We start from the raw sequence: 26272 nt of genomic DNA, 5'->3' as shown, positions 1-26272 counted from the left end.
AAAAGATGCCAGCCAATATGAGGCTGACATTTTTCACACTCTAGTATACTATTTTACATAATACCTTCTCTCCGGCCGTCCAACAACACCATACTCCAGCTCTGCAGAGATATTCCCTACAGAAATCAGATATTCTAAATACCTTCTGGCTGTGGTCCGGGATGCTCCAATTTTAGCCCCCATTTCTTCAGCTGTTATTCCACCATCTATAGTATTTATAATCCCTATTACTTTTTCAAGTGTTAAAGGATCAATACCTTTAGGCGTTTGCTTCTCTTGAGGTTTCGAATCAGACTTGTAACCAAAGTAATCATCTAAAAATGACTGGTCCACTTCTTTTTTTACATCAAGCTTTTCCTTCATTTGTTTATACCGTTCAATAGTTTCAATAAATCGTTCCATCTTCACAGGTTTAATAATATAATCAAAAATGCCATTTCGAATTACTTCACTGACTATGTCTGTCTCCGTAGCGGCAGAAACCATAATGAAATCAAGATTGGGATTAATCCTTCTTAGTTCCTGTATCATATCAGTTCCAAGAATATCCGGCATATAAATATCGAGAAGCACGAGGTCTGCCTCTTTCGCTTTTATCAGTGTAATTGCTTCCTTCCCATTCAATGCTTTTCCAACAACTGCAATATCGCTGGCTTTCTTTAAAAATTCCTCATGAATACCTGCAATTCGGTAATCATCTTCTACTATTACTGCTTTAATCACTAGCTTCCCCCCTGTTAAACCCTTTAGACTTTCTTAGGAATAAATACTGCGAATACTGTACCCCCACCTGGCTGGTTATGTACCTCAATATGACCATATAGTTCCTCTATTGTATGTTTCACAATAGCCAGACCAAATCCCCGTCCATCCGTTTCTTTTGTTGAAAATCCCTGTTCAAATATTCTGTTCATCAGATTCTCAGGAATCCCGGTTCCACTATCAGCTATTTCAAATACAATATCTTCACCTAAATCTGTTGCAAAAAATATAATTTTTCTTTCTTCCACTCTCTCAACTGCCTCTATTGCATTATCGAGCAGATTGCCTAACACAGTTATTAACTTTGCAATATCTATTCGTTTCGGAAGTGGATCAAGATAACTATTCACTTCAATTTCAAATTCTATTTTTTTCTCAGAGGCTTTCCCTATTTTCCCTAACAAAATGGCTTGTACGGTTCTATCTTGTATTTGGTCAAGAAGAATTTTATTTTGCGTTCTGTTTACTTGTGATTCGATTTGAATCAATTCAATTGCTTCATTATAATGACCTAACTGCAGCAGACCTGATAAAACATATAGTTTATTCGTGTATTCATGTGTCTGCGCACGAAGGTCCTCTGAATACTTTCTTACCTCCGATAATGTATTAATCATTTCGTTCAGTTCCGTTTTATCCCGGAAGCTTGCGACAACACCTGCTACTTGGTTTTCATCGATTATCGGTGTACGATTAACGATCACCTGTCTGTTATTCAATATCATTTCATCATCTTTACTGACTGCACCGGAGCGAAGCACATGGTACACTTTTGTATTAGGAAATACAACTTCAATTTTTTCACCAATAATCTCATTATTAATTCCGAGTATTTTCCTGGCAGACTCATTCATTAAATTAATTTTTCCATCCTTATCCACCGCAATTATTCCCTCTTTAACAGAAGCAAGAATCGCATTGCGGTCCCTGAATAATGAGGCAATTTCATGAGGTTCAAGACCAAATGTGTCTTTCCGGATATCCCTTGCCAGCAGAATACCTCCAATTATTCCGATTACAAGCACTGGAAGTGAGGCTCCACCTATTTTTAACAATTTATTAAAAATAGTTTCCTTAATATCTTCCACCATAAATCCAACAGAAACTATTCCAACAACTTCGCCACCGCTATTAAAAATCGGTGCTTTTCCTCTGAGAGATGGGCCAAGACTTCCAACTGCTTTAGAAGTATAGTATTCTTCAGCAATCAGCGCCCTGTCATTGTCACCGCCAACCATATGCTTTCCTATTTTTTCTTCATCCGGATGGGCAACGCGAACGCTGTCCTTATTACCAACTACAATGAATTCCGCCCCAACAAATTCTCTTACTTCCTCAGCTATTGGCTGTATTATTTCTTCAGGATTTTCCTGTTCAAAGGCTTCTCTGACAGAGGGCATGAATGAAATAGTTGTTGCAATATGCAAGGCTCGTTCCCCGATCTGTTCCTCAATATCCTGAGATTCCAAATAGGCATTTACACCTGTCAGCAGAACAGTGACCAGCAATATTAAACTGATAAGCAATACTAAAATTTTTGTTTGTAAAGAGACTCTGGTCATTAGCCGCTTCCTTCCCCGATCATGCTGTTTTACATATAACTATATATTAAAGTGATTAGAAAGCAGGTTCTATTTTTCTGGGTTCATCTCGCCTAGCTGTTTCAAATCGACATTCCCTCCTGATAGCACACATACCACATTTTTATCCCGTACATTTAATTTATCAAACATGGCTGCAGCGACGGTAACGGCACTGGATGGTTCAATCAGCTGCTTCATTCTCTGAAGAATAAAAAATAAAGCCTTTCGAATTTCTGCTTCACTGATAAGTACAATTTCGTCTACATATTTTTGTACAATGGGAAAGGTTAAACTGCCAGGCTGACTTGTTCGCAGTCCATCAGCAATTGTGGCTGCTTCCTTAATGGAAGTGATTTTCCCCTGCTGAATGGACTGATAGGTATCATTGGCTTTTTCAGGTTCCACACCAATAACTTTGATCGATGGTTTTATTTCTTTAATTGCTGTTAAAATTCCTGAGATCAGTCCACCCCCGCCAATAGGAACAACGACAACATCAACCCCATCCAATTGATCAAGAATTTCCAATCCCACTGTTCCCTGTCCCGCTATAATTAGCGGGTCATCATATGGAGGTATTACACCCCCATTATTTTCTGCAGCCAGAGCTTCTGCCCGTGGCAGGCGTTCAGCTGAAGTAAGACCACATCTCTCGATTTCACCATTATACGCCTTGATTGCGGCTTCCTTACTTGGATTTACATCCTCTGGTACGACAATTGTCGCGGGAACGCCAAGTTCATTTGCGATATATGCAACTGCCTGGCCATGATTTCCAGATGAAGCAGCTGTAACAAAAGTTGCTCCATCCTTTACTGCCTGCTTCACTTTATTGGTTGCTCCACGTATTTTAAATGCCCCTGTCTTCTGCAAATGCTCTGCTTTGAAAAACATTCGATTTCCGCATATACTTGATAACTGAGAAGAGCTCAAAATTGGTGTTTTGTTTATAACATCGCTGATTTGTTCGCGCGCTTTGTAAATATTTTTTACTGTGACCATGAATACATCTCCTTTTACAGCTGAATCCTCTCTCCTTGAAACAGGTTTATAATTTAATTAACGAGTATTAATCTTGTTAATAAATTCCACACATTTCTTTGCTATCTGTTCTTTATCATTATCCAGTGTTGCCACATGATAACTATTTTCCAATGAAACCAATTCTTTTTCCGTGGAAGAAATAGATTCATATATTTCCTTTGAATTTTCAGGTGGAACAACATGATCGACAACAGAACTCAAGATAAGCGCTGGTCCAGTTATTTTTGATAAATTGCTTCTGACATTTTTAGAAAGTTTAATCAAATCATTCATTGATTTCACAGGTGTTTTTGGATATGCCAGCTCTTCCACACCCTCTTTTTTGATATCTGATCCAATCCCATCTACAAATCTTGTATTCACTAAAGATAACTTTTCATAGTCTTTAATCATTTCAGGCATATGGGTGGCTGCATTTATTGGCATGATTCCTTTTATATCCGGATGGTTTTCAGCAAGGAATAATGTTAATGTTCCGCCCATGGAAAGACCGGTAACAAAAATATCCGTACATGTCTCATTTAATTTTTTCAGCCCTTCCTCCACATTTTGAATCCAATCCTTGTAACTTGCTTTTTCCATATCTTTGGGTGTAGTTCCATGTCCTGTTAATCTTGGTCCAAAAACAGTGAATCCTTCGTTTGCTAATTCTTCCCCAAGAAATCGCATGCTTTGTGTCGAACCGGTAAATCCATGAATGACAAGAACCCCTATATTATTCCCCGGGAAATAAAATTCCTCAGCTTCCTTCATAATTTGATAGTTTCCCATTATGTTTTAGCCTCCTATTTCGACAATTTGAGATTGTAAATTCTGATAATTTAATTTTAACATATTTTCAGAAAATCTCGAGAAATTCAATACGAAATAAAACACGCCCTCCATTTAAGAAGGACGTGCTAATTCGATTTCTGTCTGAACATGTTTAGACTTTTTGGCCATTCTTACAAGCAAATAGACTATTGGTGTATCAATTAGTGCAACACAGAATTTGAATACATATTGCGTCACAATCATTCCAAGCAAAACAGTAAATGGAACGGTTCCCCAAAAAGCAACAGTTATAAAAATAGTTGTATCAACAAGCTGACTTGTTATTGTAGATACATTATTGCGAAGCCAGAGCTTTTTTTCACCATGTTTATTTTTCAAGCGATGAAAAATGCTGACATCCAGATTTTGGCTGGTAAAGTAAGACAGCAAACTTGCCAGCATAACTCGAAAGCTTCCGCCAAGTATCGTTTCAAACTCTGATTGCGATCCAAATACAGGTGCAGCAGGCAGTTCAATCGCTATAAACACAAAAATCATAACGATTATCTGCGTAAAAAACCCGGCCTGAACTATTTTTCGTGCTGCATCCTTTCCGTAAACTTCGCCAATGACATCTGTTATCATAAAAGTTGCTACATAAACGATAACGGCTGCAGGCAGAATAAATTCGCCGATACTGAATAATTTTACACCTAAAATATTGGATACAATTAAAAGTCCAACAAATAAGGCATTTAAATAAACGAACATAGAGACCTCCTGTTCCAAGAGATCGAAGCTTACCCTATAAAACGACTATTAGCGATTATCTATTTTTTCCGGGTACATATCATGATTCATCATGCGATGCTCCGCCATCTGTTCAAATTTTGTTCCCGGTTTTCCATAATTGCAGTATGGATCAATGGAAATCCCACCTCTTGGTGTGAATTTTCCCCATACTTCTATATAGCGGGGATCCATCAATTTGATGAGATCATTCATAATAATATTCATACTGTCTTCGTGAAACCCGCCATGATTGCGAAAACTGAATAGGTATAATTTCAATGCTTTACTTTCCACCATGTTCACATCTGGAATATAACTGATGTAAACTGTAGCAAAGTCCGGCTGTCCCGTGATTGGACATAATGTTGTAAACTCCGGGCAGTTTAATTTCACGAAATAATCTCTGTCTGGATGATTATTTTCAAATGTCTCTAAAACCTCGGGATTATAATCAAAATCGTATTTAGTTCCCTGATTTCCAAGCAAAGTAAGACCAGATACATCCTGTTCCTTCAATGTAAAAACCTCCTTTTTTCATTTCAATAAAAAAGCCACTGCTCTAAGGCAATGGCTTATAATCGCGTCATTTGTCTTAGTTTTTTATAGAGGGTTGAAGCTAAGAACCTCTTTTATTTAATTATACCTGCTCATTATAGATATGAAGTTGGTATCTGTCAATATGCAGATAACAACGAGAATTATTCTCCGATAACTTCCATATTCCATTCATGTATTTTATAACCTCTAGCACCGCGAATGACATATGGATCCTGGCTTACTATTTCTTCTATTTCAGCTAAACTTTCTCCTTTATAAATGACAAGGCCTCCGGCACCATCTGTAAATGGACCTTTTGCAAAAAGTTTCCCTTCATTTGCTTTTTGTTCCAAAAATGCAAGATGATCAGGTCGATACTGCTTATTTTTCTCCTCATCAAGCATTGTTAAAATTACAGCATAATATTTCATAGATATCTTCCTTTCGTTTTTCTATATTTATTATAAATTAATATTTGGCTGGATGTGGAATGATTTTTTTCATGCGATAAGACAAATATGGACATGTGTGTGGTTAGTTGAGTGATAGACTTGTAAACCTGAGAGACACGGCCGGAAAGTTGAGAGAAAATTGAATGTACAGTGTTATCTCTCAACTTCAACCTGCCTTCTCTTAATTACTGCTAAAATCCCACAACCCCTTCAACATCTATGGAACCAGCTTCAGCTGCATTCCTTCTGCATCTTCCAATCTCGTTTCATGATAATTGCCTTCCACCCAATCATCCATCTGAACATGATACCATTCACTTTTGAAATGACCCGATTGTCCTGGTCCTACAATATGATAGCCTTTTGCTGTCTGATTCATATCGATAACAAAACGCCAGGATGCACCATGGTCCACCTCACCACTAGCAGCATCATAGCTTGCTGCCATTGGCGTAATGCTGCTGCCCCCGACTGGAACAGGTTTTTCATTATTAAAGAAGAATTCCAGCACCGGGTGGATACCCGAAAGAGGATGATGGAACTGAACCTTATGATAGTCTCCCCACTCCCATTCATCCATTTCCTCTCCATATTCTTTTTTAAGTTTGCTTAGTGTGGATGTAAATGCTGTATGCAGTACATCCTGGAAGCCACCATTTTCCTCTATCCAGATTGACCCTTTACCACTTGCAGAATTCCTTAATAATTCATCCGTAGTTTGTGCGCGGCCGCCAAACAGTCCCCTTATATTTTTAGGAATTTCATCGTGATAAAGGATTGCCTCTATTTCATCCATCCATTTATGAAAAATTAATGGCTGAACATTTTCCACCTCATCCATATAGTCCCATTCTTTTAGAAGAGCAATCGCCTGAGTTTCCGTTTCATTTAGTTCAGTATCCTGCAAAGCTTCTAAAAACATCGGCACAAACTCCCTCGCTTGCAAGTTCCCAACATCCATCTGCAGTGCCATCATATCTTCTGCTGTAAAATCATCATCCGTTTCAAGCACCTCGGCAATCCGTTCATAGCGATAGGGCTGTGCCCACAAATTGCTGATATGGTATGGATAATCATCTCCAGTTATTTTATTATTTGCTGTTGCTATGAATCCTTTATCCGGATTAATTACACGTGGCAGCTCATCAAAGGGAATATAACCTTTCCATTCGTGCTCAGCTTCCCATCCCGGCAAAGGCAGCAAAGCATCATCTCCATTTTCATAGATTGGAATATTGCCATTCGCTTTATACGCAATGGTTCCATCTGTGGATGCGAAAACAAAGTTCTGTGCCGGAGCAAGAAATTTTTCAAGGCCTTTTTCGAATTCCTGCCAGTTCTGTGCCTTGTTAATTTCAAGAATTGCTTCAAGTTCAGTTGTGGCATCAAGTGCTGTCCATCTTAAAGATAAAACAGTTTCCTTCCCACTGTCTTCGGCAAATTCAGAAACAACCGGTCCATGACGTGTTTCTACTACTTGATAATCAATTGTTTCACCGTCCTTCACCTTGATTGGTTCATCAATCACATTGGCTTGTTCCCATATATCTTCATATAAAAATTCTTCAGGATTAACAGGGTTTCTCTTCTCCACATATAATTGCTGAACATCCGGTCCTGTATTTGTCACACCCCAGGCAATTTGCTCATTATGACCCAAAATAATTCCAGGCACGCCGGCAAAGATAACTCCACTTACATTAATGTCTTCAGTTTCAAGATGCATCTGAAGCCAGATCGATGGAGTTGCAAGGCCAAGATGGGGATCGTCTGCAAGCAAGGGCACGCCTGAGGAGGTTTTTTCGCCACTTACAACCCAATTATTACTTCCATTAAATGCATGTGGGATGACAGCTTTTTCAAAACTGGCTGCAATGTCTATTTCTCCCTCACCAATAATTGTTGGGCGGTTTTTCGGGTAACTCGGAAATAATTCATATGCCTTTTCATCCGCAAAATTATTCAATAAGTAATAATTGAATGCCTGTCTTTCCCAATGGCCGCCAAGATCAAATGCCATATATTTTCCAATTGTCAGCGAATCAAGCGGAGTCCATTCCGCTGGTTCTGAACCCATCAGGGTAAACTCAATTGGCAAGCTATTATTTTCAATTGCTTCGTTAATATACAGATTCACCCCGTCAGCAAACAATTGCAGCACTTCCTTTGCTTCATCTGTATAGATGTCATACGACTTTTCTGCTGCCCTTCTCAGTCCCAGTGTTCGAAAATATTTGTCATGGTCAACTGCAGATTCACCAACAACTTCACTAAGCGTCCCGGATGCCTGCCTGCGTGACATTTCCATTTGGAATATACGGTCCTGAGCCTGAATATATCCTTGGGCTATGTAAAGATCGTGTTCATTGACAGCTTTGATATGTGGGACACCATTTTCATCTGTAATAACCGTTACCTCATGTTCCAGAGCTGACAATTCTATAGTCCCCTCTAGTTGCGGCAAAGTACGATTCAGATACATATTCGCAAAAATGGTGGCTAGAATTCCAATAATAATAATTGCACCCAGCCCAATTAGAATAATTTTTTTAACATTTCTCTTTTTAGCTGGTGGTTCGTTTATCTCATAAGCCTTTTCCAAAATCCTTCCCCCTTTTGCCTTCCTTATAAATTTCGCCTTTTGATGAATAGATTCCTTCTTTTATAGAGCTAAGTTCTGGCACTCTTTAATTTTTCAATGAAGTCAAAAGAAAACACCCAAAAATTCAATCCCTTGGGTGTTCATTCTCTTATTCAATTAAACTAGTACAATCCATAATACAAATGTAACTTCAAAAGCGGTCACCCCTTGTAAGAGAGTTGCGGCTTCTCCCTTTAAAAGGAACAAATCAAATGAATAATTTGTTTTGTCTGTTCATAAAGCAATTCCTCAGCATTTTCCATACATGCCTCAAGTGACAATGGCTTATTTGTAATGGAAAAGCAGCCTGAGAACCTCTCCCTTAAAACGTCTAAGTCACCAGAAAGACTTCCTGAAATTAAAACAACTGGCACATGATGCTTTTTTGCAAGTGAAGCAATAAAGCCTGGAGCCTTCCCGAAAAGAGTCTGTTCGTCACTTTGCCCTTCACCTGTAATTACCAGATCAGCAACCTGAATAGATTCCTCTGCTTTTATCGTTTCAGCTAATAGCTCTGCCCCTGAAACAAGATTTGCCCCAATTGCAAGCATTGCAAAACCAAGTCCGCCAGCAGCACCAGCCCCTGGTATATCCTTTAATGATTGGTTGAGTTCTGTTTCTATTAAATCACCATAGTTATTCAGCGACTGGTCATAATGCTCGATCTGCTTTGCTGTTGCCCCTTTTTGTGGTCCGTAAACGGCTGATGCCCCCCTTTTCCCACAAAGCGGATTATCCACATCACATGCAATCTTAATCTTGATTTCTGATAATCTTGAATCAATTTCATTAAAATTTGCTTTTTTTATTTGCTGCAGATCTTTTCCATAAATGCCAATTGGTTTACCATTATAATCCAACGCTTTCATACCTAAAGCCTGAAGCATTCCAAGGCCGCCATCATTTGTTGCACTTCCGCCTAAACCAATGACAAAATTAGTGCAGCCCTTATTTAAAGCATCAATGATGACCTCACCAATACCAAAAGATGTTGTAACGTCTGGATTTCGCTTATTCTGAGGAACCTGAACGAGTCCTGCAATGCTTGCACACTCAATAATTGCAGTATTACCCTCAACAATGGCATACGCTGTATCGATTTTCTCGCCTAATGGGCCAGTACATGCTATAGGAATCTGCTCCCCATCTGTTGCAGTCAGCAATGTTTCCAGTGTCCCCTCCCCTCCATCGGCCATTGGCTTTAAAACCACGTCAGATGACGGCTGAACTTTCAAGATAGACTTTTTAATTACTTCAGATGCCTGAGTCGAGGTCAGGCTTCCTTTAAAAGAATCTGGTGCAACTATAATTTTCATATTTGTCCTCTTTTCCTATATTTATTACCATTTACCCCTGTTATGACACCGCTCTCAATTAGGCATCTTCTTTTTGATCTCCTGCTCTAATTCATTGGTGATCTGCAAAGAATCACTCCTCATAAAAAACTTTTAATATTTACTAATAACATACCAAAAGGCTAGTTTTGGGAGGTGCAGGGCACATCTTCAGTGGCTAATAATATCGATAAAACAAAGAAGTTAGCCGCTGAAGAATTTTTAAGATAAAATTCACTTTGGATTTATAGCTTTCCACGTTCTGACCAGCCCATCAACAATCGGTTTAATAACATCAGCATCCGTATCATATTTGTTATGAGACAACGGATTCCAGCTCGTTAATAATCCTCCTACATTTACAGGTACATCTTTTGTAACTGCTTTTGCATACGATTTATTCACACCTTTAAGCGGGAATGCCAGGACATCATCCTTATCGTAAAAATTGAGCCATTCCCCTTCAATCTCCGGATAAAATGACTGAACAGCAGGAGACGGAACAGTTATAGGGGAACCAAAGTCAATGTAGCGCAATGACCATAATGCCATAGGACTGCCAAGCGTATAGAATAGTGTCAGTGTCTGGCATTGCTCGATTGGTGCATTATCGGTACATTTAGCTGTCTCTGCTCCCATGTTTTCGCGTTTGTACTGTAAATCATAAAAATAATTGCTTGCAACAATTGAACCTAAACTATGGCTGATAATGCATAATGGTGCTGTTGGCCCCGCTTTTTCTCTCAATCTTTGGATACCACCTGCGATAAAAGCATGTACCTTATCATAATTTTGATTTCCAAGTTTGGTAGGCTGATAGGCGATAGCATCGGCCAAAAACTCAATGACAAAACGCCTTAATCGGGAATAGTTCAAGTCTGCATCTTTTTGTAATCTTTCCCATAATTCCTTTTGTTCAGATTCGAAGATAGAAGACCAGAATATCGGTTCAAAAACAAGCTGCTCTTCAGCATTTTCAATAGATAGGTTCTTTGAAAATCGGTTTAAAATACGTTTAATGATTTCATCTGCAAATGTTTCATCTGGTGTACCAGCACCATGTATCACTGCAACGGCAATTTTCTGAGTCAAAGCAGTACCTCCTTTGGAATCTCATTAACTACCTGTATCGTACCGACTTTCAGCAAAAATAGTAAGATGAAAATTACCTATATTTTTAAACAGGCACTAAAAAAATAGTCTATATACAAAAAGAAGACCCGCCTGAGCGAGTCTTCTTAATATACAGCCAATTAATTATTCAGCTGCAATTGGTTCTTCTTCAGTTACAGCAATTTCATGTAAAGCATTGAAATCAACTGCAATTGAGTAATTTTGAACACGGTTGTTAACCGGTGCTAACAATGAACGATAAAGCGTTGGGAATACAGGAATTTCTTCTACCATAAGTTTTTGCCAATCACTGTATACCTGCTTACGGTGTTCAACATCAAATGATTCTTCAGAAACGCCATCTTCCAGTAAAGCAGTGTTTTCTTCACTTTCATAGCGAGGGAAGTTGAACAATGCCTTATGTCCATACAGTCCTTGTGGGTTAACATCATAGCCTACACCCCATGCACCTTGATAAATATCAACTGCAGGATCGTCTTCCCCACTTTGGCCTACACGGTCATAGAACGTGTTGAATTCTTGCAGACGTCCATCAAGAAGCTGTACATCAAGACCAACAGCGTTCCATGATTGAATGTAATAGTTTGCTAATGGCTCAGCAGTGTCTCCACCAGACATGGAAGCGAAGTTAATTACTAACTCTTCTCCTTCTGGGTTTTCACGCATTCCATCTCCATTTGTATCTACATATCCAGCTTCATCCAAAATTCTTTTTGCTTCTTCCGGATCATATGTTGGAGTTTCGATTGTTTCATCATGGTATTCAGGATGTGATGGCGGAATTAATGTTGTCGCATTCCAGCGAAGTCCATTATAGAAATTCTTACCAACAGCATCATTATCAACCGCATACCACATTGCTCTTCGAAGGTTCACATCAGACATTTTCTTGCTGTCATCCATAACTACTTCTGCATTTTCAGAATCCCATGTACCTAATTTAAAGCCAATATACGTATAAGCAAGATCGATCATACCTAAAAATTCCACATTTGACATATCAGCATTATCTGGATATTGGTCAGCAGGGAAACTATCAACCGCATCCACTTCACCAGTTTCAAATGCCTGTACTACTGTACTAGGGTTAACAACTTTAACTGTAACACCATCAAGCTTCGGTTCACCTTGCCAGTAATCTTCATTTTTAACCATTGTTACAGATTCACCCGGTACAATGCTTTCCACTTTAAATGGACCGAATCCAATTGGATTTTCACGAACCTCTGGAGAGGAATCCATTTCAGCTACAGGGATATCTCCAAAAATATGCTTCGGCATTGCATACGGCCAGATACCACCAGTCAGAAGTGATGGACTTGCTTTAATGTAAGTAATTTTCAATGTTTTTTCATCTACTACTTCAATACCGGAAATAGAGTCAGCTTCTCCAGCATTGTATGCTTCCATTCCTTCAATATTAGTGAAGTCAGCACCATAACGAACCCCAGTGTATTCAGGGTCTCCAATTACTTCAAATGAGAAAGCCCAGTCCTCAGCTGTTACAGGCTCACCATCATGCCAATTAACATTATCCTTAATTGTGAATGTAAATGTGCGATTATCATCACTTACTTCATAAGTTGCAGCACCATCGTTTGTGTAACGGTACTTATCATCATTTGACAATAATGATTCACCAAACCATCCAAGTATCTCTGCATCGTAAGTACCTGAATAGAAGTTCCAGTTTAATGTACCTTCAAAAGCAGTATCAGTAACTAAACCATATTGAAGCGTTCCACCTTCAATTGCTTCACCTTCATTTGTTTTATCTGTACTGAAGTCCTCGATTGAATACAGCCCATCTTCTCCCTCAGCTGCTTCAGAATCGCCTTCTTCCCCTTCATCAGTTCCTTCATCAGTACCCTCTTCAGTTCCTGCATCGTCAGAACCAGAATCGCCTGATCCTTCGTCGTCGGAACCACCACTACATGCTGCTAGAGCAAGTAACAAGATAAGCATTAGCGCAAATAGCGCCTTACTAAAGCTAATCTTCTTCATCCTTTTAACCTCCCTTTTTTTTAACCCTTCTTTTTGCTTCAGTCTGAAACTGTACTGACTGAAAATTTATACTCAACATCAATAGTTATTGATGCAGGTATCCACTCTGGTAATTTCTGCTGTCTGGCACTCACCTCCTCAAATTATCCTCTTCTTTGTCTTGCATCAGCTGCACGTTTTAATGCTTCTCCTACATTCCTTACCGCAAGCATCAATAAAAGAATCAGAACCGCTGCAGGTACCCAGATCCACCATCTGTATTCCAATGTTTGCGGATTGGTCGCATAGCTTAAAAGTGTACCCAGGCTTGGTGTGCTTTCAGGAAATCCAAAGCCAAGGAAGGAAAGCCCTGATTCCAAGCCGATGTTTGCAGCCAAATTCAATGTCATCGTTACGATGATTAACGAAGTTATATTTGGTAATACTTGCGTAAACATAATCTTTATATTCGAGGAGCCAAGTGTTTTGGAGGCTTGAGCATAATCAAGCTCCTTTTCCTGCAGTACTTTGGAACGAATCAGCCTGGCTATCCCCATCCATAGAAATGCTGTCATAATCAAGGAAAATGTAAAGACACTGTATTTCGGTACGATGGCAACAAATACGATAACTACCATCAGGAATGGCAAGATGAGAAAGAAATCCAGAATTCTCATCATGATATTATCCACATGTCCGCCAAAGTAGCCGGAAATCAGGCCATAAACTACTCCGATAACCCCTGTCATCAGTGTTACCAAAATTCCAATTGAAAGAGAATTACGAGTTCCAATTATTAATTGTCCAAAAATATCCCTTCCGCCATAATCAGTTCCCAGCCAAAATTCCTCAGACGGCGGCTGGTGAATTGCAAATAAATCCACTGTCACTATTTCTTTCTGATCCAAAATCAGTGAGATACCATACACAAAAGCAGTTATTAAAACTAAAAATATAAGTGAAATAAGGGCTAATTTATCTCTGACAATCTCCCGCCAGAATATGCGTGCCCCTGACGGACTCTTTGTGACACCCTGTGTTGTTTCATCCATCTTCACATCAGTTGTTTCCATTTTAAATCACCTCAGAAGTCTGCCTTAGTTCTTATTTTATACGAATACGCGGATCTACCAGACTAAGTATAATGTCTGAAATTAATGCCCCTAAAATAGAAGCAATACCAAATAACAGAACAACTGCAATTACAACAGTATAATCCCGTAACAAAATGGATTCCATAAACAGTAAGCCCATGCCCGGATAACCAAAGATCTGTTCTACAAAGACTGTTCCGCCGATCAGTCCGGTAATTTCAAAACCGAAAAATGCAGCTATCGGCAGTAATGAGTTTCTAAAAATATGCCTGTTATAAACCCTGGATTCAGAAGCACCCTTTGCTCTTGCCGTAATAATAAAATCTTTCTGCTTTGTATCAACTATTTCACTTCGTAAATATTGAACAGTATTTACAGTTGCAATAAGTGCCAGTGATAATGCAGGCAATAGCAAGTGCTGGAATTTACTCCACACATAGTCAAATGATCCTGGTGTCAATCCCGGTTCAACACTTCCGCCAGTTGGGAACCATTGCAGCTGGAAGCCGAATACCCAGAGCATCACCAATGCGAAAATAAATAATGGTGTTGCGAATCCAATATACGTGTAACCGGTAATTAATTGGTCTCCCCATGTATCATTCCAGCGTCCACTGATAATTCCAAGAGGTATTGCAATTAAATATGTAAAGAATAGAGTGGCTACACCAAGCCAGAATGAATTAATAAGCCGCTGTTCAACCAGTTCGGTTACTTCCATTTTAAATCGGAAAGACTCGCCAAGATCCCCCTGAAGCAAACCGCCAACCCAATCAACATATCTTTCATGCCAAGGGTCGTTTAAACCAAGGTTTTCCCGCTGCTTTTCTATCGCTGCCGGATCAATATTTGGATCGATCATCCCAGACAGTGCATCTCCTGGCATCATTTGTGCCATTATAAATACAAGAACACTAAGTAAAATTATTTGAGGGAATGTTATTACAAGTCGTCTAACGATAAATTTCCACATAATTTATTCAACCTTTCTCTGGCAGAGCTACAAGATGTGTATCAGATACGGATTGCAGGCCATATGCCAATCCTTCACTGTCAAAGTAATCATTGTAGGATTGCTCATATTCCCTCTGCACATCTTCCCTGAACTGTTTTTGTTCCGCACGGTGTCTTGGGTCAATATCAGGAATAGCAGCTACTAGACGTTTTGTATAAATATGCTGTGGATTTTCAAATATATCCTGTTTAGTCCCTTGCTCTACATAACGACCCTTGTACATTATTCCTATTTCATCACACATATGCTTAACAACACCAAGGTCATGACTGATGAACAAATATGTAAGGTTCAGTTCTTTTTGGATATCCTGCATGAAGTTCAATACCTGAGCTTGTACAGAAACGTCAAGCGCTGATACTGGCTCATCCGCAATAATTAATTTAGGTTTCAAGGCAATCGCACGTGCAACTCCAATCCGCTGACGCTGCCCGCCAGAGAATTCATGCGGGTATTTTAAAATACTTTCAGGACTCAGGCCAACCATCTCTAATAATTCCTGCACACGCTTTTTCTCTTCTTGTTTGGAGAGCTTTTCAAAATTGCGAATCGGCTCTGCAACGATATCAAGCACGCGTTTTTTAGGATTCAGAGAGGAGTAGGGATCCTGAAATATCATCTGAATATCTTTTCTGACCGAAGCTGTTTTACTTTTTTTGGAAGTTAAATCCTTTCCTTCAAATAAAACCTTTCCGGAGGTTATATCATTCAAGCCGATGATTGCCCTTCCTGTTGTGGTTTTTCCGGAACCTGACTCTCCTACCAGGCCATATGTTTTTCCTTGTTCAATGGAAAAAGATACCCCATCAACTGCTTTTATATTACCAAGCGTCCTGTTAAATAATCCTCCCTTGATCGGAAAGTATACTTTTAAATCTTCAACTTCAAGAAACCCCATGGTTAGAATCCTCCTTGCTCTCATCCGGGAAGTAAAAATGCTTATGACAAGTGCAGCGAACAAAGTGACCAGGTTTTATCTCGTGCAGCACAGGGTTTTCTTCATGTACTGATTCATCAATCCAAGGCATTCTCGCAGCAAAGCGACAGCCCTCACGCGGCAACTTGGAAAGTGATGGAACGATCCCCTGTATAACATGAAGCTTGTCCTGTCCTTCCTGAGTGTTTGGCACTGAATTCAATAATGATCTTGTGTACGGATGAAGCGGATTCTCAAATAAAGTATGTACATCTGCAATTTCGACAATCTGACCTGCATACATAACGGCGACCCTATCCGCCATTTCAGCTACTACGCCGAGATCATGTGTAATCAGAATTATTCCAGTATTCATGTCATCCTTCAGATCCTTAATCAAATCAAGAATCTGTGCTTGAATCGTTACATCCAAAGCGGTTGTCGGTTCGTCAGCTATCAGTAATTCAGGCTGATTGGCAATGGCAATCGCAATGATGACACGCTGTCTCATCCCACCTGAAAGTTCATGCGGAAATTGATTGTATACATGTTCAGGATACGGAATCCCAACCTGATCCAGCAGGCTGATCACCCTATCCTTTCGCTGTTTTTGTGACATGTTTTTTTTATGCAGGAGCAATGTTTCACTAATCTGGTCCCCAACGATCATTAAAGGGTTTAAGGCTGTCAATGGATCCTGGAATATCATTGCCATATCATCCCCGCGCAGCTTATTGAGCTTTGCCGGTGAAATATTTGCTATATCCTGATCTTTAAATAAGATATTACCTTCGATTTTCGCACGATTATGCAGTCCCATTACCGAAAAGGCTAATGCACTTTTTCCGGAACCTGATTCACCAACAATCCCCAATACCTCATTTTTATTTAGTGTCAGTGTTACATCATCCACCGCTGCATAATAATCATCTTTTATCCGGAATGATGTTTTCAGATTCTTTATTTCCAATAACTTTTCACTCAAAGTTAATCCCCCTAGCATGTTTTATTTCTGTAGGTTATGAGATTTCCCCTCTCAAAGGAGGATGAAAGCAGGGAACAGTTCTTTAAACTGGAATAGTTCCATGAAGAAAAACGTTCGTCCTAATAAAACTTCACCTTCTCAAGCAAGTATTGTGCTTAGGCAAATGTTTACCAATTTTAAAATTACAATTTTAAATATCGGGCGAACGTTCTGATAATTTAATGTAAATATAAAACGACCTTTAGTATATGTAGGATGCTTTTTAAATTTATAATTCTATTAAAACCTTTATTCTAGTAGTTTTAGAATAATGGTTTTTCTATTTTTTCTGAAAATTTAAATTATAATGAAATGTCGTTAATATTCTCATGTTAGTTATACCAGTTGTTCTCTCATTTCGCGGTTCTGCTACTTTCTTATCAGTTCGATTACTGCTTCGGAAATCGTATTGTTGTAATTGTTTTGCATTTTCCGAAAATAAATCGTAATACAAACTTAATATTAATAGTGATTATAAGTGAATAATTTTAAAAAAGCAATACGTTTTTTGATATTTCATAGGTATTATTTTCTATCAATTGTCGTTTTACTGATTCTTTTTTAACCCCAAATGTCGACTGAATTGTATTAAAACGCTTAAAAATCAATGGTTTCCTGGAATAGTTCATGTTGAATTTTGTCGGGTATTTAGACTTAGAATTTTTTCATTTAATATAGAAAAAAATTATAAAAAATTATAAAAATTGAACTTTTCCTGTTGTAGTGAAATAATATTAGATAGAAACCCGACTGTTTTTATAAGAATTATTTAAAGGAGGACTTTTAATGAAACTTCATGAGCTTAAAAATACAGAGGATCGTATCGAATTAATGAAGAAGACTGTAAAACCTTTTAGGGACAGGGCAGAAAAACATGATGAGGAAGGATCCTTTCCTTTTGATAATTTTAAGGAATTAAAAGCGATTGGCTATCCTGCTTTAACGGTGCCAAAAAAATATGGAGGTCTGGGCATATCTCTATATGAACTGCTGAAATTACAGGAAACGATAGCAATGGCCGATGGGTCGACAGCCCTTTCCGTCGGATGGCATATGGGAATAACGAAATATCTTGGTGAAAATCAAGTATGGCCTGATGAAAAATACAAAGCATTTGCAGCTGATGTAATAAATAATGGTGCACTCTTAAATAATGCAGCATCTGAACCTGCAACCGGGAGTCCAACGCGTGGTGGAAAACCGGAAACCACAGCCAGAGAGGAAGATAACGGTTGGATTTTAAATGGACGGAAAACGTTTACTACACTCGCTCCAATTTTAGATTATTTTGTAGTAAGTGCCGGTATTGATGGGACAGATCAAGTAGGAAATTTTCTCATAAAACGAAAGCTTGCCGGTGTGACAGTCGATGAAACCTGGGATTCCATTGCAATGCGGGCAACCGGAAGTCATGATCTTGTGCTTGAAAATGTACGAGTTGAAAAGGATAATCTCGTTGAATATCTAACACCTGGAAACAAACCTGCCGCTGGATGGTTATTGCATATTCCCGCATGTTATCTCGGAATCGCACGGGCAGCTCAGCGGTATGCAGTTGACTTTGCCACAACCTACTCGCCGAACAGCATTAAGGGAACCATCTCAGAATTGCCAAATGTCAGGCAAAAACTTGGTGAAATCGAGCTGCTGCTTATGGAAAGTGAAAACTTCCTCTATAGTGTTGCAAAAAAATTGGATGAAAGCAGTAAAGAAATAAGGCAATCGATGAAAACTGAGTTGGGCGCAGCGAAGCTTTCTGTTGTGAATAAAGCGGTAGAAGCAGTTGATCTAGCCATGCGTGTTGCTGGCGCTCGGAGTCTGTCAAGAAAAAATCCACTGCAGCGCTATTACCGTGATGTGCGGGCAGGCCTTCATAACCCGCCGATGGATGACATGACAATAATGCAGCTGGCCGGGAAAAGTATTGAGGATAGAGATTAATGGATAGATTTCATTCATAAAAATTCATTACCCGAACCTTAAGTGGTTCGGGTTTTTTGTGAACGGATATCCCCGGTCTCGGACAGATGGTAGTTTTCCCCAAATATGAAATCCTGTCACCCTCTCCCCTCCCCTTCCACATGAAATAAAATTGAAATACGATTGTAAGATATCTCCTGCGCAAAAGCGGGTAACATAGTTTATAGGTTACAATAAAATTCCAACAAAATCCGGAGTATATTTAAAGTACTCCGAAAACGGGGTGAAGCAAATGAAAGGAATTATTCTTGCTGGAGGAAGTGGTACGAGATTATCACCTAGTACTGACAGCATAAATAAACATTTACTAGCCGTTTTTGATAAACCAATGATATATTATCCGCTCTCCGTTTTAATGCTTGGCGGGATTAAAGAAATTATGATTATCAGCACACCTGAGGATAAGTCTCGATTTGAAGCGTTGCTTGGCGATGGTTCAGACCTGGGAATTTCCATCAGTTACCGTGAGCAGTCGAATCCAAATGGAATACCAGAGGCACTCACACTTTCCGAAGACTTCATTGACAATGAACCTGTTGCATTAATGCTGGGTGATAATATTTTTTACGGTCAGGGGTTTACAACATTATTCCGTGAAGCTATTAAGAATCATAAGCATGCAACAGTATTTGGCTATCGGGTAAAAGATGCACGAAGATTCGGTGTCGTTGAATTTGATCATAATCAAAAAGTGGTTTCCCTTGAGGAAAAACCGGAGCATCCGAAATCTGATTTTGCCGTTACTGGCTTATATATATACGATCATAAAGCAGTAAGCATTGCTAAGAAACTCAAACCTTCATCCAGAGGTGAGCTGGAGATTACCGATTTGAACAAGCAATATTTGAAATTTGGGCAGCTGGATGTGGAACTGCTTGGAAGAGGCTTTGCCTGGATGGATGCCGGTACACATGAATCCTTATTCGAAGCTTCTGAGTTTGTAAAAATCACACAGCAGAGGCAGGGCTTCAAGCTGGCATGCCTGGAGGAGATAGCATTTTATTTGGGCTACATCTCAAAAGATGCAATATATGAAAAAGGCATGTCGATGGCGAAAAATGATTATGGACAGTATCTGCTGGAGATCGCTGAACGTGAACATAACCAGCAATATTGGGAATCCATAGACAGAAATCCAATACTGGGACTGGTGGAAAATGAATAAACATCAACCAACCTTACTTGTCACAGGAGGAGCGGGCTTTATTGGTTCAAACTTTATTACGTATTTTATGAAAAAATATCCCGATAAACTGCTGCTGAATGTAGATAAGCTCACATATGCAGGTACTAAGGAAAATTTAAACGAAGTAGAGAATCTGAAAAACTATCATTTTATCCATGGTGATATTGCTGATGAACAGTTAATAAAGGCTATTTTCAATGATTACAATATTGATGGAGTCATCCATTTCGCTGCAGAATCACATGTTGACAGATCAATAAAGGATGCAACGGAATTCGTTAGATCGAATGTCCTCGGCACCATGGTACTTTTGCAGGCAGCAAGAAGTGATTGGGTAAAGAAAGGTGTCCTGACCGAAAGACGCTTTCACCAAATTTCAACAGACGAAGTATATGGCTCACTTGGAGAAACAGGGAAATTCAATGAAACTACACCTTATGATCCTCGTAATCCTTATAGTGCATCAAAAGCAAGCGCAAATATGCTCGCTAAAAGCTTTGGCTATACGTATGAAATGAATGTGGTAATCTCAAGCAGCTCCAATAACTATGGCCCAAGGCAGCATGAGGAAAAGCTTATCCCTACCATCATTTCAAAGGCCCTGTCTGGCGAGTCCATTCCAATCTATGGAGATGGGAAAAATATCCGCGACTGGCTTTATGTCGGTGATCACTGCATTGCATTGGATCAAATCTATCATAGAGCTGCTCCTCAGGAAATATATAATATCGGGGGCAATAATGAAAAAACTAATATTGAAATCGCAGAAAAAATCTGTGAAATCCTTGATGAAATTGAGCCGGACATAAAAGAGAAATTTTCGTTAACAAGCTTTAAAGACCTGATCACCTATACAGAAGACCGGCTTGGGCATGACAGAAGATATGCAGTTGACGATACAAAACTAAGAAAAGATTTGGGCTGGGATGCAACAGAACCTTTAGCATCGGGAATTAGAAAAACAGTAGAATGGTATGTGAATAAATGGAAACTTCCAACCCCTTAATTTCAATCGTTATTCCTGTTTACGGCTGCAAAACCTGTTTAAAGGAACTTTGCAGCCGTATTATAACAACAATTGAACAAATCCCGGCCCAACTGGAAATTATATTAGTAAATGATGCAAGCCCGGACGATGCCTGGGAAGTGATCAAACAATTGAGTTCAGAGGATTCGCGGATTAAAGGATATGATCTTGCACGTAATTTCGGCCAGCATCATGCAATAACTGCCGGTCTTGATCATGCGTTTGGTGATTGGGTCGTTGTAATGGATTGTGATCTGCAGGACCGCCCCGAAGAAATTTCTACATTGTATAAAAAAGCAATGGAAGGATATGAAGTGGTTTTCGGAAAACGGGTAGTGCGCCAGGATAAATGGCTCAAGCGAAAATCTTCTAGTATTTTTTACCGAGTTTACGACTATTTCACAGGGGGTAAATCAGACCATACGGTTGCTAACTTCAGCATCAGTGCCAGAAAAGTCGTTCATGGATTCAGAAAAATGCGTGAGCAGAATCGCTTTTTCCCATTATTTATCCAATGGATGGGGTATAAAACAGCTACTGTAGCGATTGAACATAATGAACGCAAAGAAGGTAAAACATCCTATAATATAAAAAAACTGATAAGCCTTGCAACAGATGCAGTTATCTCCCAATCGAATAAACCACTGCGGCTGTCAATTCAATTTGGATTTCTGATCGCAAGTCTTTCCTTTCTTTATGGTTTATATTTAATTGCAAGATACTTTTTCCTCGATGTGCCTGTACAGGGGTGGACCAGTGTAATGGTTTCCATCTTTTTTATCGGTGGTTTAATGTTTTGCAATTTTGGAATCCTCGGTTTGTATATTGGCAAAGTATTTAATGAAACGAAAAACCGGCCGCTCTACCTGATTCGGGAAACAACCGGGGAGATACAAAAGCGGAAGTGCCCGGTTAGCAACGTACAAACTGGAGCACACCGAAATGAGATAAAGGAAACACGGTGAGGTACGAGCCGATGTTGACTTATCGTAGTGGAGGAGTGTGAAGTTTGATAGTTGCTGGGCGCTGGAGCTGGACGTGGCTGTTAATGTTCAAGTAATAAGTTGCTGGATATTTTATAATTCCTTATTTCGAGAAAGAAGAAACAGATGAATGGAGCTGATTTGATGGAAAACTATTTAGAGCCCACGCCTTGGGATAAGCGGAATTTTCATGTAGAAACATACGAACTGACAGAGCATACCGAAGCAGCATTACATCAAACAAATGAGGTGGAGGGCCACTTCACATTAAAGGTAGACCCCTTTGACAATACTGAATTGCTGAAGAAATATGGTTTTTATTATGTGGACACTTTAACAGAGCCTGTTTGCAAAAAAGAAAACCTGCAAGTTTTTTCAAGGGAAGGAATAAGCCTGTCACAGGATTTTGATCATGATGAAATAATTCAGATTGCGGAGGAGGCATTTTCTACAGGACGGTTTCACCGTGATTTTAATATCCCTTCATTTATGGCCGATAGACGGTATATGAATTGGGTAGGTGATCTGATTGAAAAAGATTTGATTGTTGCCCTGAATTATGAAGGAAAACTGGCAGGTTTTTTTGCCCATGAAGATGATAAAATTCTATTGCTTGGCATGAATAAGGAATACAGAAGCAAAGGGCTGGCAAAAGCTTTCACCAGTCACTGCGTCGAGGAACAATTCAAGCAAGGATATGATGAATTAAGAACATCGATTTCCCCATCGAATGTAGCTTCACTCAACTTATTTATTTCTCTCGGGTTTCGATTAAAAAGCACCATCGATGTTTATCATAAATTAAATGGTTCCCTTCCGGTTGGAGTGTAATAGATGGGATATTTTTATATTTTCGGAACAATATTTTTTACCGTTTACGGTCAATTAATTTTAAAATGGAAAATCGATCAATATGGTGCATTGCCGGATACCTGGATTGAAAAATTCACATTTCTTCTCCAGCTGCTGTTGAATCCATGGATCATTTCCGGCTTTCTTGCAGCATTCCTGGCAGCACTCTCCTGGATGGCAGCCATGACGAAATTTGATATCAGCTATGCCTATCCATTCATGAGCCTGTCGTTTGTGCTTGTGTTTGTACTTTCGGCATTTTTATTTGGTGAGCCGGTTTCCACGCAAAAAGTTATCGGCTTTTCACTGATTGTATTAGGAATTATTGTGATGAGGTGATAAATTTGATTCCTTTTAATAAACCCTGTGTTATTGGGGAGGAAGCAAAGGCAATCGAAAAGGTGATTACAGGACAGAATAAGCATTCCGGGAATGGTCCTTTTGGGAAAAAATGCACAAAATGGCTGGAGGATAATCTCAATTGCAAAAAGGCTCTACTCACCCCATCATGTACTGCAGCACTCGAAATGACTGCATTATTAATCGATCTAGTTCCTGGTGATGAGGTGATTCTGCCATCCTATACCTTTGTTTCCACAGCCAATGCCTATGCACTTCGCGGTGCGGCATTGCGTTTTGTTGATGTGAATCCGGATACGATGAATATTGATCCTGTTCAAATCGAAGCGGCTGTAACCGAAAATACAAAAGCTGTTGTCATTGTTCATTATGCAGGAATCTCCTGTGATATGGATGAAATCATGAAAATTGCAGTAGAAAATAATATATGGGTTATTGAGGATGCGGCTCAAGGGTTGATGAGCACCTATAAGGACCAGCCGCTTGGTACGATTGGCCATTTTGGCACAATCAGTTTTCATGAAACAAAAAATTATTCCTGTGGTGAAGGAGGAGCACTTCTGATTAATGACAAGGATTCCATTGAACGTGCGGAAATATTGCAGGAAAAAGGAACGAACCGATCCCAGTTCATCCGTGGCAGGGTCGATAAATACACCTGGCGCGATATTGGTTCCTCTTATTTATTAAGCGAAATCAACGCTGCATATCTTTTTGTTCAGCTAAGGTATGCAGATGAAATAAATGAAGATCGTTTGAGCACCTGGAAACTTTACCAAGAAGGGCTCAAAGACTTAGTGGGTGCTGGGAAAATTTCCGGGCCTTCTGTTCCAGATGAATGCATACACAATGGTCATATGTTTTATATAAAGACAAAGGATGAGGAAGAACGTTCTGGGCTGCTCGATTTCCTTGATGAAAATGGGATTATGGCAGTATCACATTATGTGCCGCTTCATTCCGCTTATGCAGGAAGAAAATTTGGAAAGTTTTCGGGCAGTGACCGGTTTACAACCGTTGGAAGTAAAAGAATTGTTCGTTTGCCAATATATTACCGAATAGGAGAAGAGGCAGTCCATCATGTGGTCAATACGATACACAAATTTTATGAAGCATAAATACTTTTTCTTGGGATTTCTTGTTCTTATCGGGTATTTGCTTCCCTATTATATCCTTGGTGAGAACACACATATCCGCGTTCATGACAATCTCGATTCCAATATTGTCTGGTATAAGCTGCTTGTTGAAAGTGGACAGATTTTCGCCCTGACAGATACAGCACTCCCGAATGTGATTAATGGTCTGCCCAGAAGTGCGCTAGCCTCTGGACTTGATGCAATGGTTTGGCTTTACATCATGTATGAGCCAATGACTGCCTATATAATCGGGCAGACAATCATGCGCATTGCGGCTCTTTTCGGGATGTATTTATTATTGAAAAATTTTATCCTGCCAACAGAAAAACCTGACTGGATTCCTGCCGGAGCAGCACTTGCATTCGCCATGCTCCCTTTTTGGCCATCAGGTATGCTGTCAATCGCCGGCCTGCCTTTGATTCTTTTTGTCTTTTTAACAATCCGGAAGTTTGGGAGGCAAACCCCAAAAGGATACTGGGCAGTACTGACTATCTTCCCTTTTTTCTCCAATTTTGTACTGACAATGGTTTTCTTTCTTGGAGTAATGGGTGTACTTTGGATCATTGACTGGATAAGGAAAAAAATGAGCAACTGGACATTTTTTACAAGTCTGGCTTTAATGACGACCATATATATAATCAAAAATTATTTGCTTATCTCTTCGATGTTTTTTGACTCAGGCTTTACATCACATCGGGAGGAACTGAGCCTAGGTCACAAGGATCTTGCGGGGACATTTGATTTATTTGTGCATAATTTTGTGAATGGACATACCCACGATATGGCTGTACATACAACGGTTATACTCCCTGTGGTCGGGATCGCCTTTCTGGTTGCTGCCTATCGGAATTTAAAACCAAAAATGCTGCTTGTTTTTTTCCTTGCAAATGCAGTGCTTTCATTGTGGTATGCTTTTTGGTACTGGGAAGGCTTGCGGGTGATCAAGGATCAGATTATGGTTGTCAATACATTCAATTTCAGCAGGGTTCACTTTTTTGATCCAGCTATCTGGTATATCTGCTTTGCCTTGGCATTGTTGGTCTTCTGGAAACATCTGCGGTTTGGGAAAGTTCTTGCAATTGCATTAATCGTAATGCAATGCTTCCATGTATTTGTATTAAATGAAGAAAATAAATACAGTCAAATAGGTACACCAACCTTTAAAGAATTTTATGCAGAAGAGCTCTTTGAAGAAATTGAGGAATCTATTGACAAGGATCAATCCGATTACCGTATAGTCAGTATTGGCATGCATCCAACAATTGCCCAGTACAATGGATTTCACACACTGGATACGTATAATAACTCCTTCCCATTGGAATATAAGCATAAGTTCAGAGAGATTGTCGCACCAGAGCTGGAGAAAAATTCCGAGATTAAAAGCTACTTTGATACATGGGGCGGCAGATTATACATGTACACTGACGAACTTGGCAAAAATTATATGTTCACGAAAAACAGTGATAAGGCGATTGAAAACCTAAATATTGATACCGAAGCACTAAAGGATTTGGGCGGGGATTATATTTTTTCAGCGGTTCCTATCGAAAATTATAAGGAGAACGGCCTTGAATTTGAAGAAAGTTTTGTAAAAGAAGATTTGCCTTGGAAGATTTGGGTTTATCGGGTGGGATGACAGCATAAATTGTTTTATGCTGTCCCGCCTTTTATTTAATCAGCACTT

General features: G+C 39.4%; 23 protein-coding genes and 1 riboswitch. Of the genes, 8 read left to right on the top strand and 15 right to left on the bottom strand.

Features of this window, described 5'->3' with window-relative positions:
* Positions 1-48: 48 nt before the first annotated feature.
* The 15 genes from CIL03_RS13630 to CIL03_RS13560 form a co-directional block, all read right to left on the bottom strand.
* The gene (locus CIL03_RS13630; protein ID WP_094886415.1) at positions 49-723 is read right to left on the bottom strand and encodes a response regulator; all 675 of its coding nucleotides are present in this window, start codon (positions 721-723) and stop codon (positions 49-51) included.
* A 23-nt stretch (positions 724-746) separates the two neighbouring features.
* Complete coding sequence (locus CIL03_RS13625; RefSeq protein ID WP_094886414.1) at positions 747-2324, bottom strand: ATP-binding protein; 1578 nt, start codon at positions 2322-2324, stop codon at positions 747-749.
* 69 nt (positions 2325-2393) lie between these two features.
* Complete coding sequence (locus tag CIL03_RS13620) at positions 2394-3347, bottom strand: threonine ammonia-lyase (protein WP_094886413.1); 954 nt, start codon at positions 3345-3347, stop codon at positions 2394-2396.
* Positions 3348-3404: 57 nt separating this feature from the next.
* Entirely contained in the window at positions 3405-4160 is a 756-nt protein-coding gene (locus CIL03_RS13615; RefSeq protein ID WP_094886412.1) for an alpha/beta hydrolase, read from the bottom strand.
* A 114-nt stretch (positions 4161-4274) separates the two neighbouring features.
* The gene (locus CIL03_RS13610; RefSeq protein WP_094886411.1) at positions 4275-4913 is read right to left on the bottom strand and encodes a queuosine precursor transporter; all 639 of its coding nucleotides are present in this window, start codon (positions 4911-4913) and stop codon (positions 4275-4277) included.
* A 48-nt stretch (positions 4914-4961) separates the two neighbouring features.
* On the bottom strand, positions 4962-5450 hold the full coding sequence (queF, locus tag CIL03_RS13605; RefSeq protein WP_094886410.1) for a preQ(1) synthase: 489 nt from the start codon (positions 5448-5450) through the stop codon (positions 4962-4964).
* Positions 5451-5520: 70 nt separating this feature from the next.
* Positions 5521-5567: riboswitch (PreQ1 riboswitch) on the bottom strand.
* 65 nt (positions 5568-5632) lie between these two features.
* A complete protein-coding gene (locus CIL03_RS13600; RefSeq protein ID WP_094886409.1) occupies positions 5633-5902 on the bottom strand; it encodes a YciI family protein in 270 nt (89 codons plus the stop codon).
* 238 nt (positions 5903-6140) lie between these two features.
* Positions 6141-8528, bottom strand: a complete 2388-nt coding sequence (locus tag CIL03_RS13595; protein WP_420855418.1) for a penicillin acylase family protein — start codon at positions 8526-8528, stop codon at positions 6141-6143.
* A 230-nt stretch (positions 8529-8758) separates the two neighbouring features.
* Complete coding sequence (locus CIL03_RS13590) at positions 8759-9880, bottom strand: glycerate kinase (RefSeq protein ID WP_094886408.1); 1122 nt, start codon at positions 9878-9880, stop codon at positions 8759-8761.
* Between the two features lie 252 nt (positions 9881-10132).
* Positions 10133-10990 (bottom strand): chemotaxis protein, encoded by an 858-nt coding sequence (locus tag CIL03_RS13585; protein ID WP_094886407.1) that lies wholly within the window; start codon positions 10988-10990, stop codon positions 10133-10135.
* A 165-nt stretch (positions 10991-11155) separates the two neighbouring features.
* Positions 11156-13036 (bottom strand): oligopeptide ABC transporter substrate-binding protein, encoded by a 1881-nt coding sequence (gene opp4A, locus CIL03_RS13580; protein ID WP_094886406.1) that lies wholly within the window; start codon positions 13034-13036, stop codon positions 11156-11158.
* Between the two features lie 143 nt (positions 13037-13179).
* Complete coding sequence (locus tag CIL03_RS13575) at positions 13180-14088, bottom strand: ABC transporter permease (RefSeq protein WP_094886405.1); 909 nt, start codon at positions 14086-14088, stop codon at positions 13180-13182.
* Between the two features lie 31 nt (positions 14089-14119).
* Positions 14120-15082 (bottom strand): oligopeptide ABC transporter permease, encoded by a 963-nt coding sequence (gene opp4B / locus CIL03_RS13570; RefSeq protein WP_094886404.1) that lies wholly within the window; start codon positions 15080-15082, stop codon positions 14120-14122.
* A 7-nt stretch (positions 15083-15089) separates the two neighbouring features.
* Positions 15090-16022: an ABC transporter ATP-binding protein gene (locus CIL03_RS13565; RefSeq protein WP_094886403.1), complete on the bottom strand. Its 933-nt coding sequence runs from the start codon at positions 16020-16022 to the stop codon at positions 15090-15092.
* The gene (locus tag CIL03_RS13560) at positions 16009-17025 is read right to left on the bottom strand and encodes an ABC transporter ATP-binding protein (RefSeq protein WP_094886402.1); all 1017 of its coding nucleotides are present in this window, start codon (positions 17023-17025) and stop codon (positions 16009-16011) included. The genes CIL03_RS13565 and CIL03_RS13560 overlap by 14 nt, the downstream gene beginning before the upstream one ends.
* 825 nt (positions 17026-17850) lie before the next feature.
* On the opposite strand from CIL03_RS13560, the gene CIL03_RS13555 reads away from it, so the two are divergent.
* The 8 genes from CIL03_RS13555 (at position 17851) to CIL03_RS13520 (ending at position 26224) form a co-directional block, all read left to right on the top strand.
* Entirely contained in the window at positions 17851-19005 is a 1155-nt protein-coding gene (locus tag CIL03_RS13555; RefSeq protein WP_094886401.1) for an acyl-CoA dehydrogenase family protein, read from the top strand.
* A 271-nt stretch (positions 19006-19276) separates the two neighbouring features.
* Complete coding sequence (gene rfbA / locus CIL03_RS13550; RefSeq protein ID WP_094886400.1) at positions 19277-20209, top strand: glucose-1-phosphate thymidylyltransferase RfbA; 933 nt, start codon at positions 19277-19279, stop codon at positions 20207-20209.
* On the top strand, positions 20202-21236 hold the full coding sequence (rfbB, locus tag CIL03_RS13545; protein WP_094886399.1) for a dTDP-glucose 4,6-dehydratase: 1035 nt from the start codon (positions 20202-20204) through the stop codon (positions 21234-21236). Before rfbA ends, rfbB begins: the two co-directional genes overlap by 8 nt.
* A complete protein-coding gene (locus CIL03_RS13540; protein ID WP_094886398.1) occupies positions 21215-22222 on the top strand; it encodes a glycosyltransferase family 2 protein in 1008 nt (335 codons plus the stop codon). The genes rfbB and CIL03_RS13540 overlap by 22 nt, the downstream gene beginning before the upstream one ends.
* Before the next feature lie 162 nt (positions 22223-22384).
* Complete coding sequence (locus CIL03_RS13535; RefSeq protein WP_094886470.1) at positions 22385-23071, top strand: GNAT family N-acetyltransferase; 687 nt, start codon at positions 22385-22387, stop codon at positions 23069-23071.
* 3 nt (positions 23072-23074) lie between these two features.
* Positions 23075-23431, top strand: a complete 357-nt coding sequence (locus tag CIL03_RS13530; protein ID WP_094886397.1) for an EamA family transporter — start codon at positions 23075-23077, stop codon at positions 23429-23431.
* A gap of 5 nt (positions 23432-23436) precedes the next feature.
* A complete protein-coding gene (gene rffA / locus CIL03_RS13525; RefSeq protein WP_094886396.1) occupies positions 23437-24570 on the top strand; it encodes a dTDP-4-amino-4,6-dideoxygalactose transaminase in 1134 nt (377 codons plus the stop codon).
* On the top strand, positions 24533-26224 hold the full coding sequence (locus tag CIL03_RS13520; protein ID WP_094886395.1) for a DUF6044 family protein: 1692 nt from the start codon (positions 24533-24535) through the stop codon (positions 26222-26224). Before rffA ends, CIL03_RS13520 begins: the two co-directional genes overlap by 38 nt.
* The last annotated feature ends 48 nt before the right edge of the window (positions 26225-26272 follow it).

It is taken from the genome of Virgibacillus indicus (assembly GCF_002266285.1).
Lineage (GTDB): Bacteria > Bacillota > Bacilli > Bacillales > Amphibacillaceae > Virgibacillus_K > Virgibacillus_K indicus.
Note: the sequence above shows the minus strand (reverse complement) of the source record. Positions and strands in the feature narration are given on the sequence as shown.

Coding starts and splice junctions, on each gene's coding strand:
- CIL03_RS13625 (WP_094886414.1), bottom strand. CDS start 2,324: ATGACCAGAGTCTCTTTACAAACAAAAATTTTAGTATTGCTTATCAGT.
- CIL03_RS13620 (WP_094886413.1), bottom strand. CDS start 3,347: ATGGTCACAGTAAAAAATATTTACAAAGCGCGCGAACAAATCAGCGAT.
- CIL03_RS13615 (WP_094886412.1), bottom strand. CDS start 4,160: ATGGGAAACTATCAAATTATGAAGGAAGCTGAGGAATTTTATTTCCCG.
- CIL03_RS13610 (WP_094886411.1), bottom strand. CDS start 4,913: ATGTTCGTTTATTTAAATGCCTTATTTGTTGGACTTTTAATTGTATCC.
- CIL03_RS13600 (WP_094886409.1), bottom strand. CDS start 5,902: ATGAAATATTATGCTGTAATTTTAACAATGCTTGATGAGGAGAAAAAT.
- CIL03_RS13590 (WP_094886408.1), bottom strand. CDS start 9,880: ATGAAAATTATAGTTGCACCAGATTCTTTTAAAGGAAGCCTGACCTCG.
- opp4A (WP_094886406.1), bottom strand. CDS start 13,036: ATGAAGAAGATTAGCTTTAGTAAGGCGCTATTTGCGCTAATGCTTATC.
- CIL03_RS13575 (WP_094886405.1), bottom strand. CDS start 14,088: ATGGAAACAACTGATGTGAAGATGGATGAAACAACACAGGGTGTCACA.
- opp4B (WP_094886404.1), bottom strand. CDS start 15,082: ATGTGGAAATTTATCGTTAGACGACTTGTAATAACATTCCCTCAAATA.
- CIL03_RS13565 (WP_094886403.1), bottom strand. CDS start 16,022: ATGGGGTTTCTTGAAGTTGAAGATTTAAAAGTATACTTTCCGATCAAG.
- CIL03_RS13555 (WP_094886401.1), top strand. CDS start 17,851: ATGAAACTTCATGAGCTTAAAAATACAGAGGATCGTATCGAATTAATG.
- rfbA (WP_094886400.1), top strand. CDS start 19,277: ATGAAAGGAATTATTCTTGCTGGAGGAAGTGGTACGAGATTATCACCT.
- rfbB (WP_094886399.1), top strand. CDS start 20,202: ATGAATAAACATCAACCAACCTTACTTGTCACAGGAGGAGCGGGCTTT.
- CIL03_RS13540 (WP_094886398.1), top strand. CDS start 21,215: ATGGAAACTTCCAACCCCTTAATTTCAATCGTTATTCCTGTTTACGGC.
- CIL03_RS13535 (WP_094886470.1), top strand. CDS start 22,385: ATGGAAAACTATTTAGAGCCCACGCCTTGGGATAAGCGGAATTTTCAT.
- CIL03_RS13530 (WP_094886397.1), top strand. CDS start 23,075: ATGGGATATTTTTATATTTTCGGAACAATATTTTTTACCGTTTACGGT.
- CIL03_RS13520 (WP_094886395.1), top strand. CDS start 24,533: ATGTGGTCAATACGATACACAAATTTTATGAAGCATAAATACTTTTTC.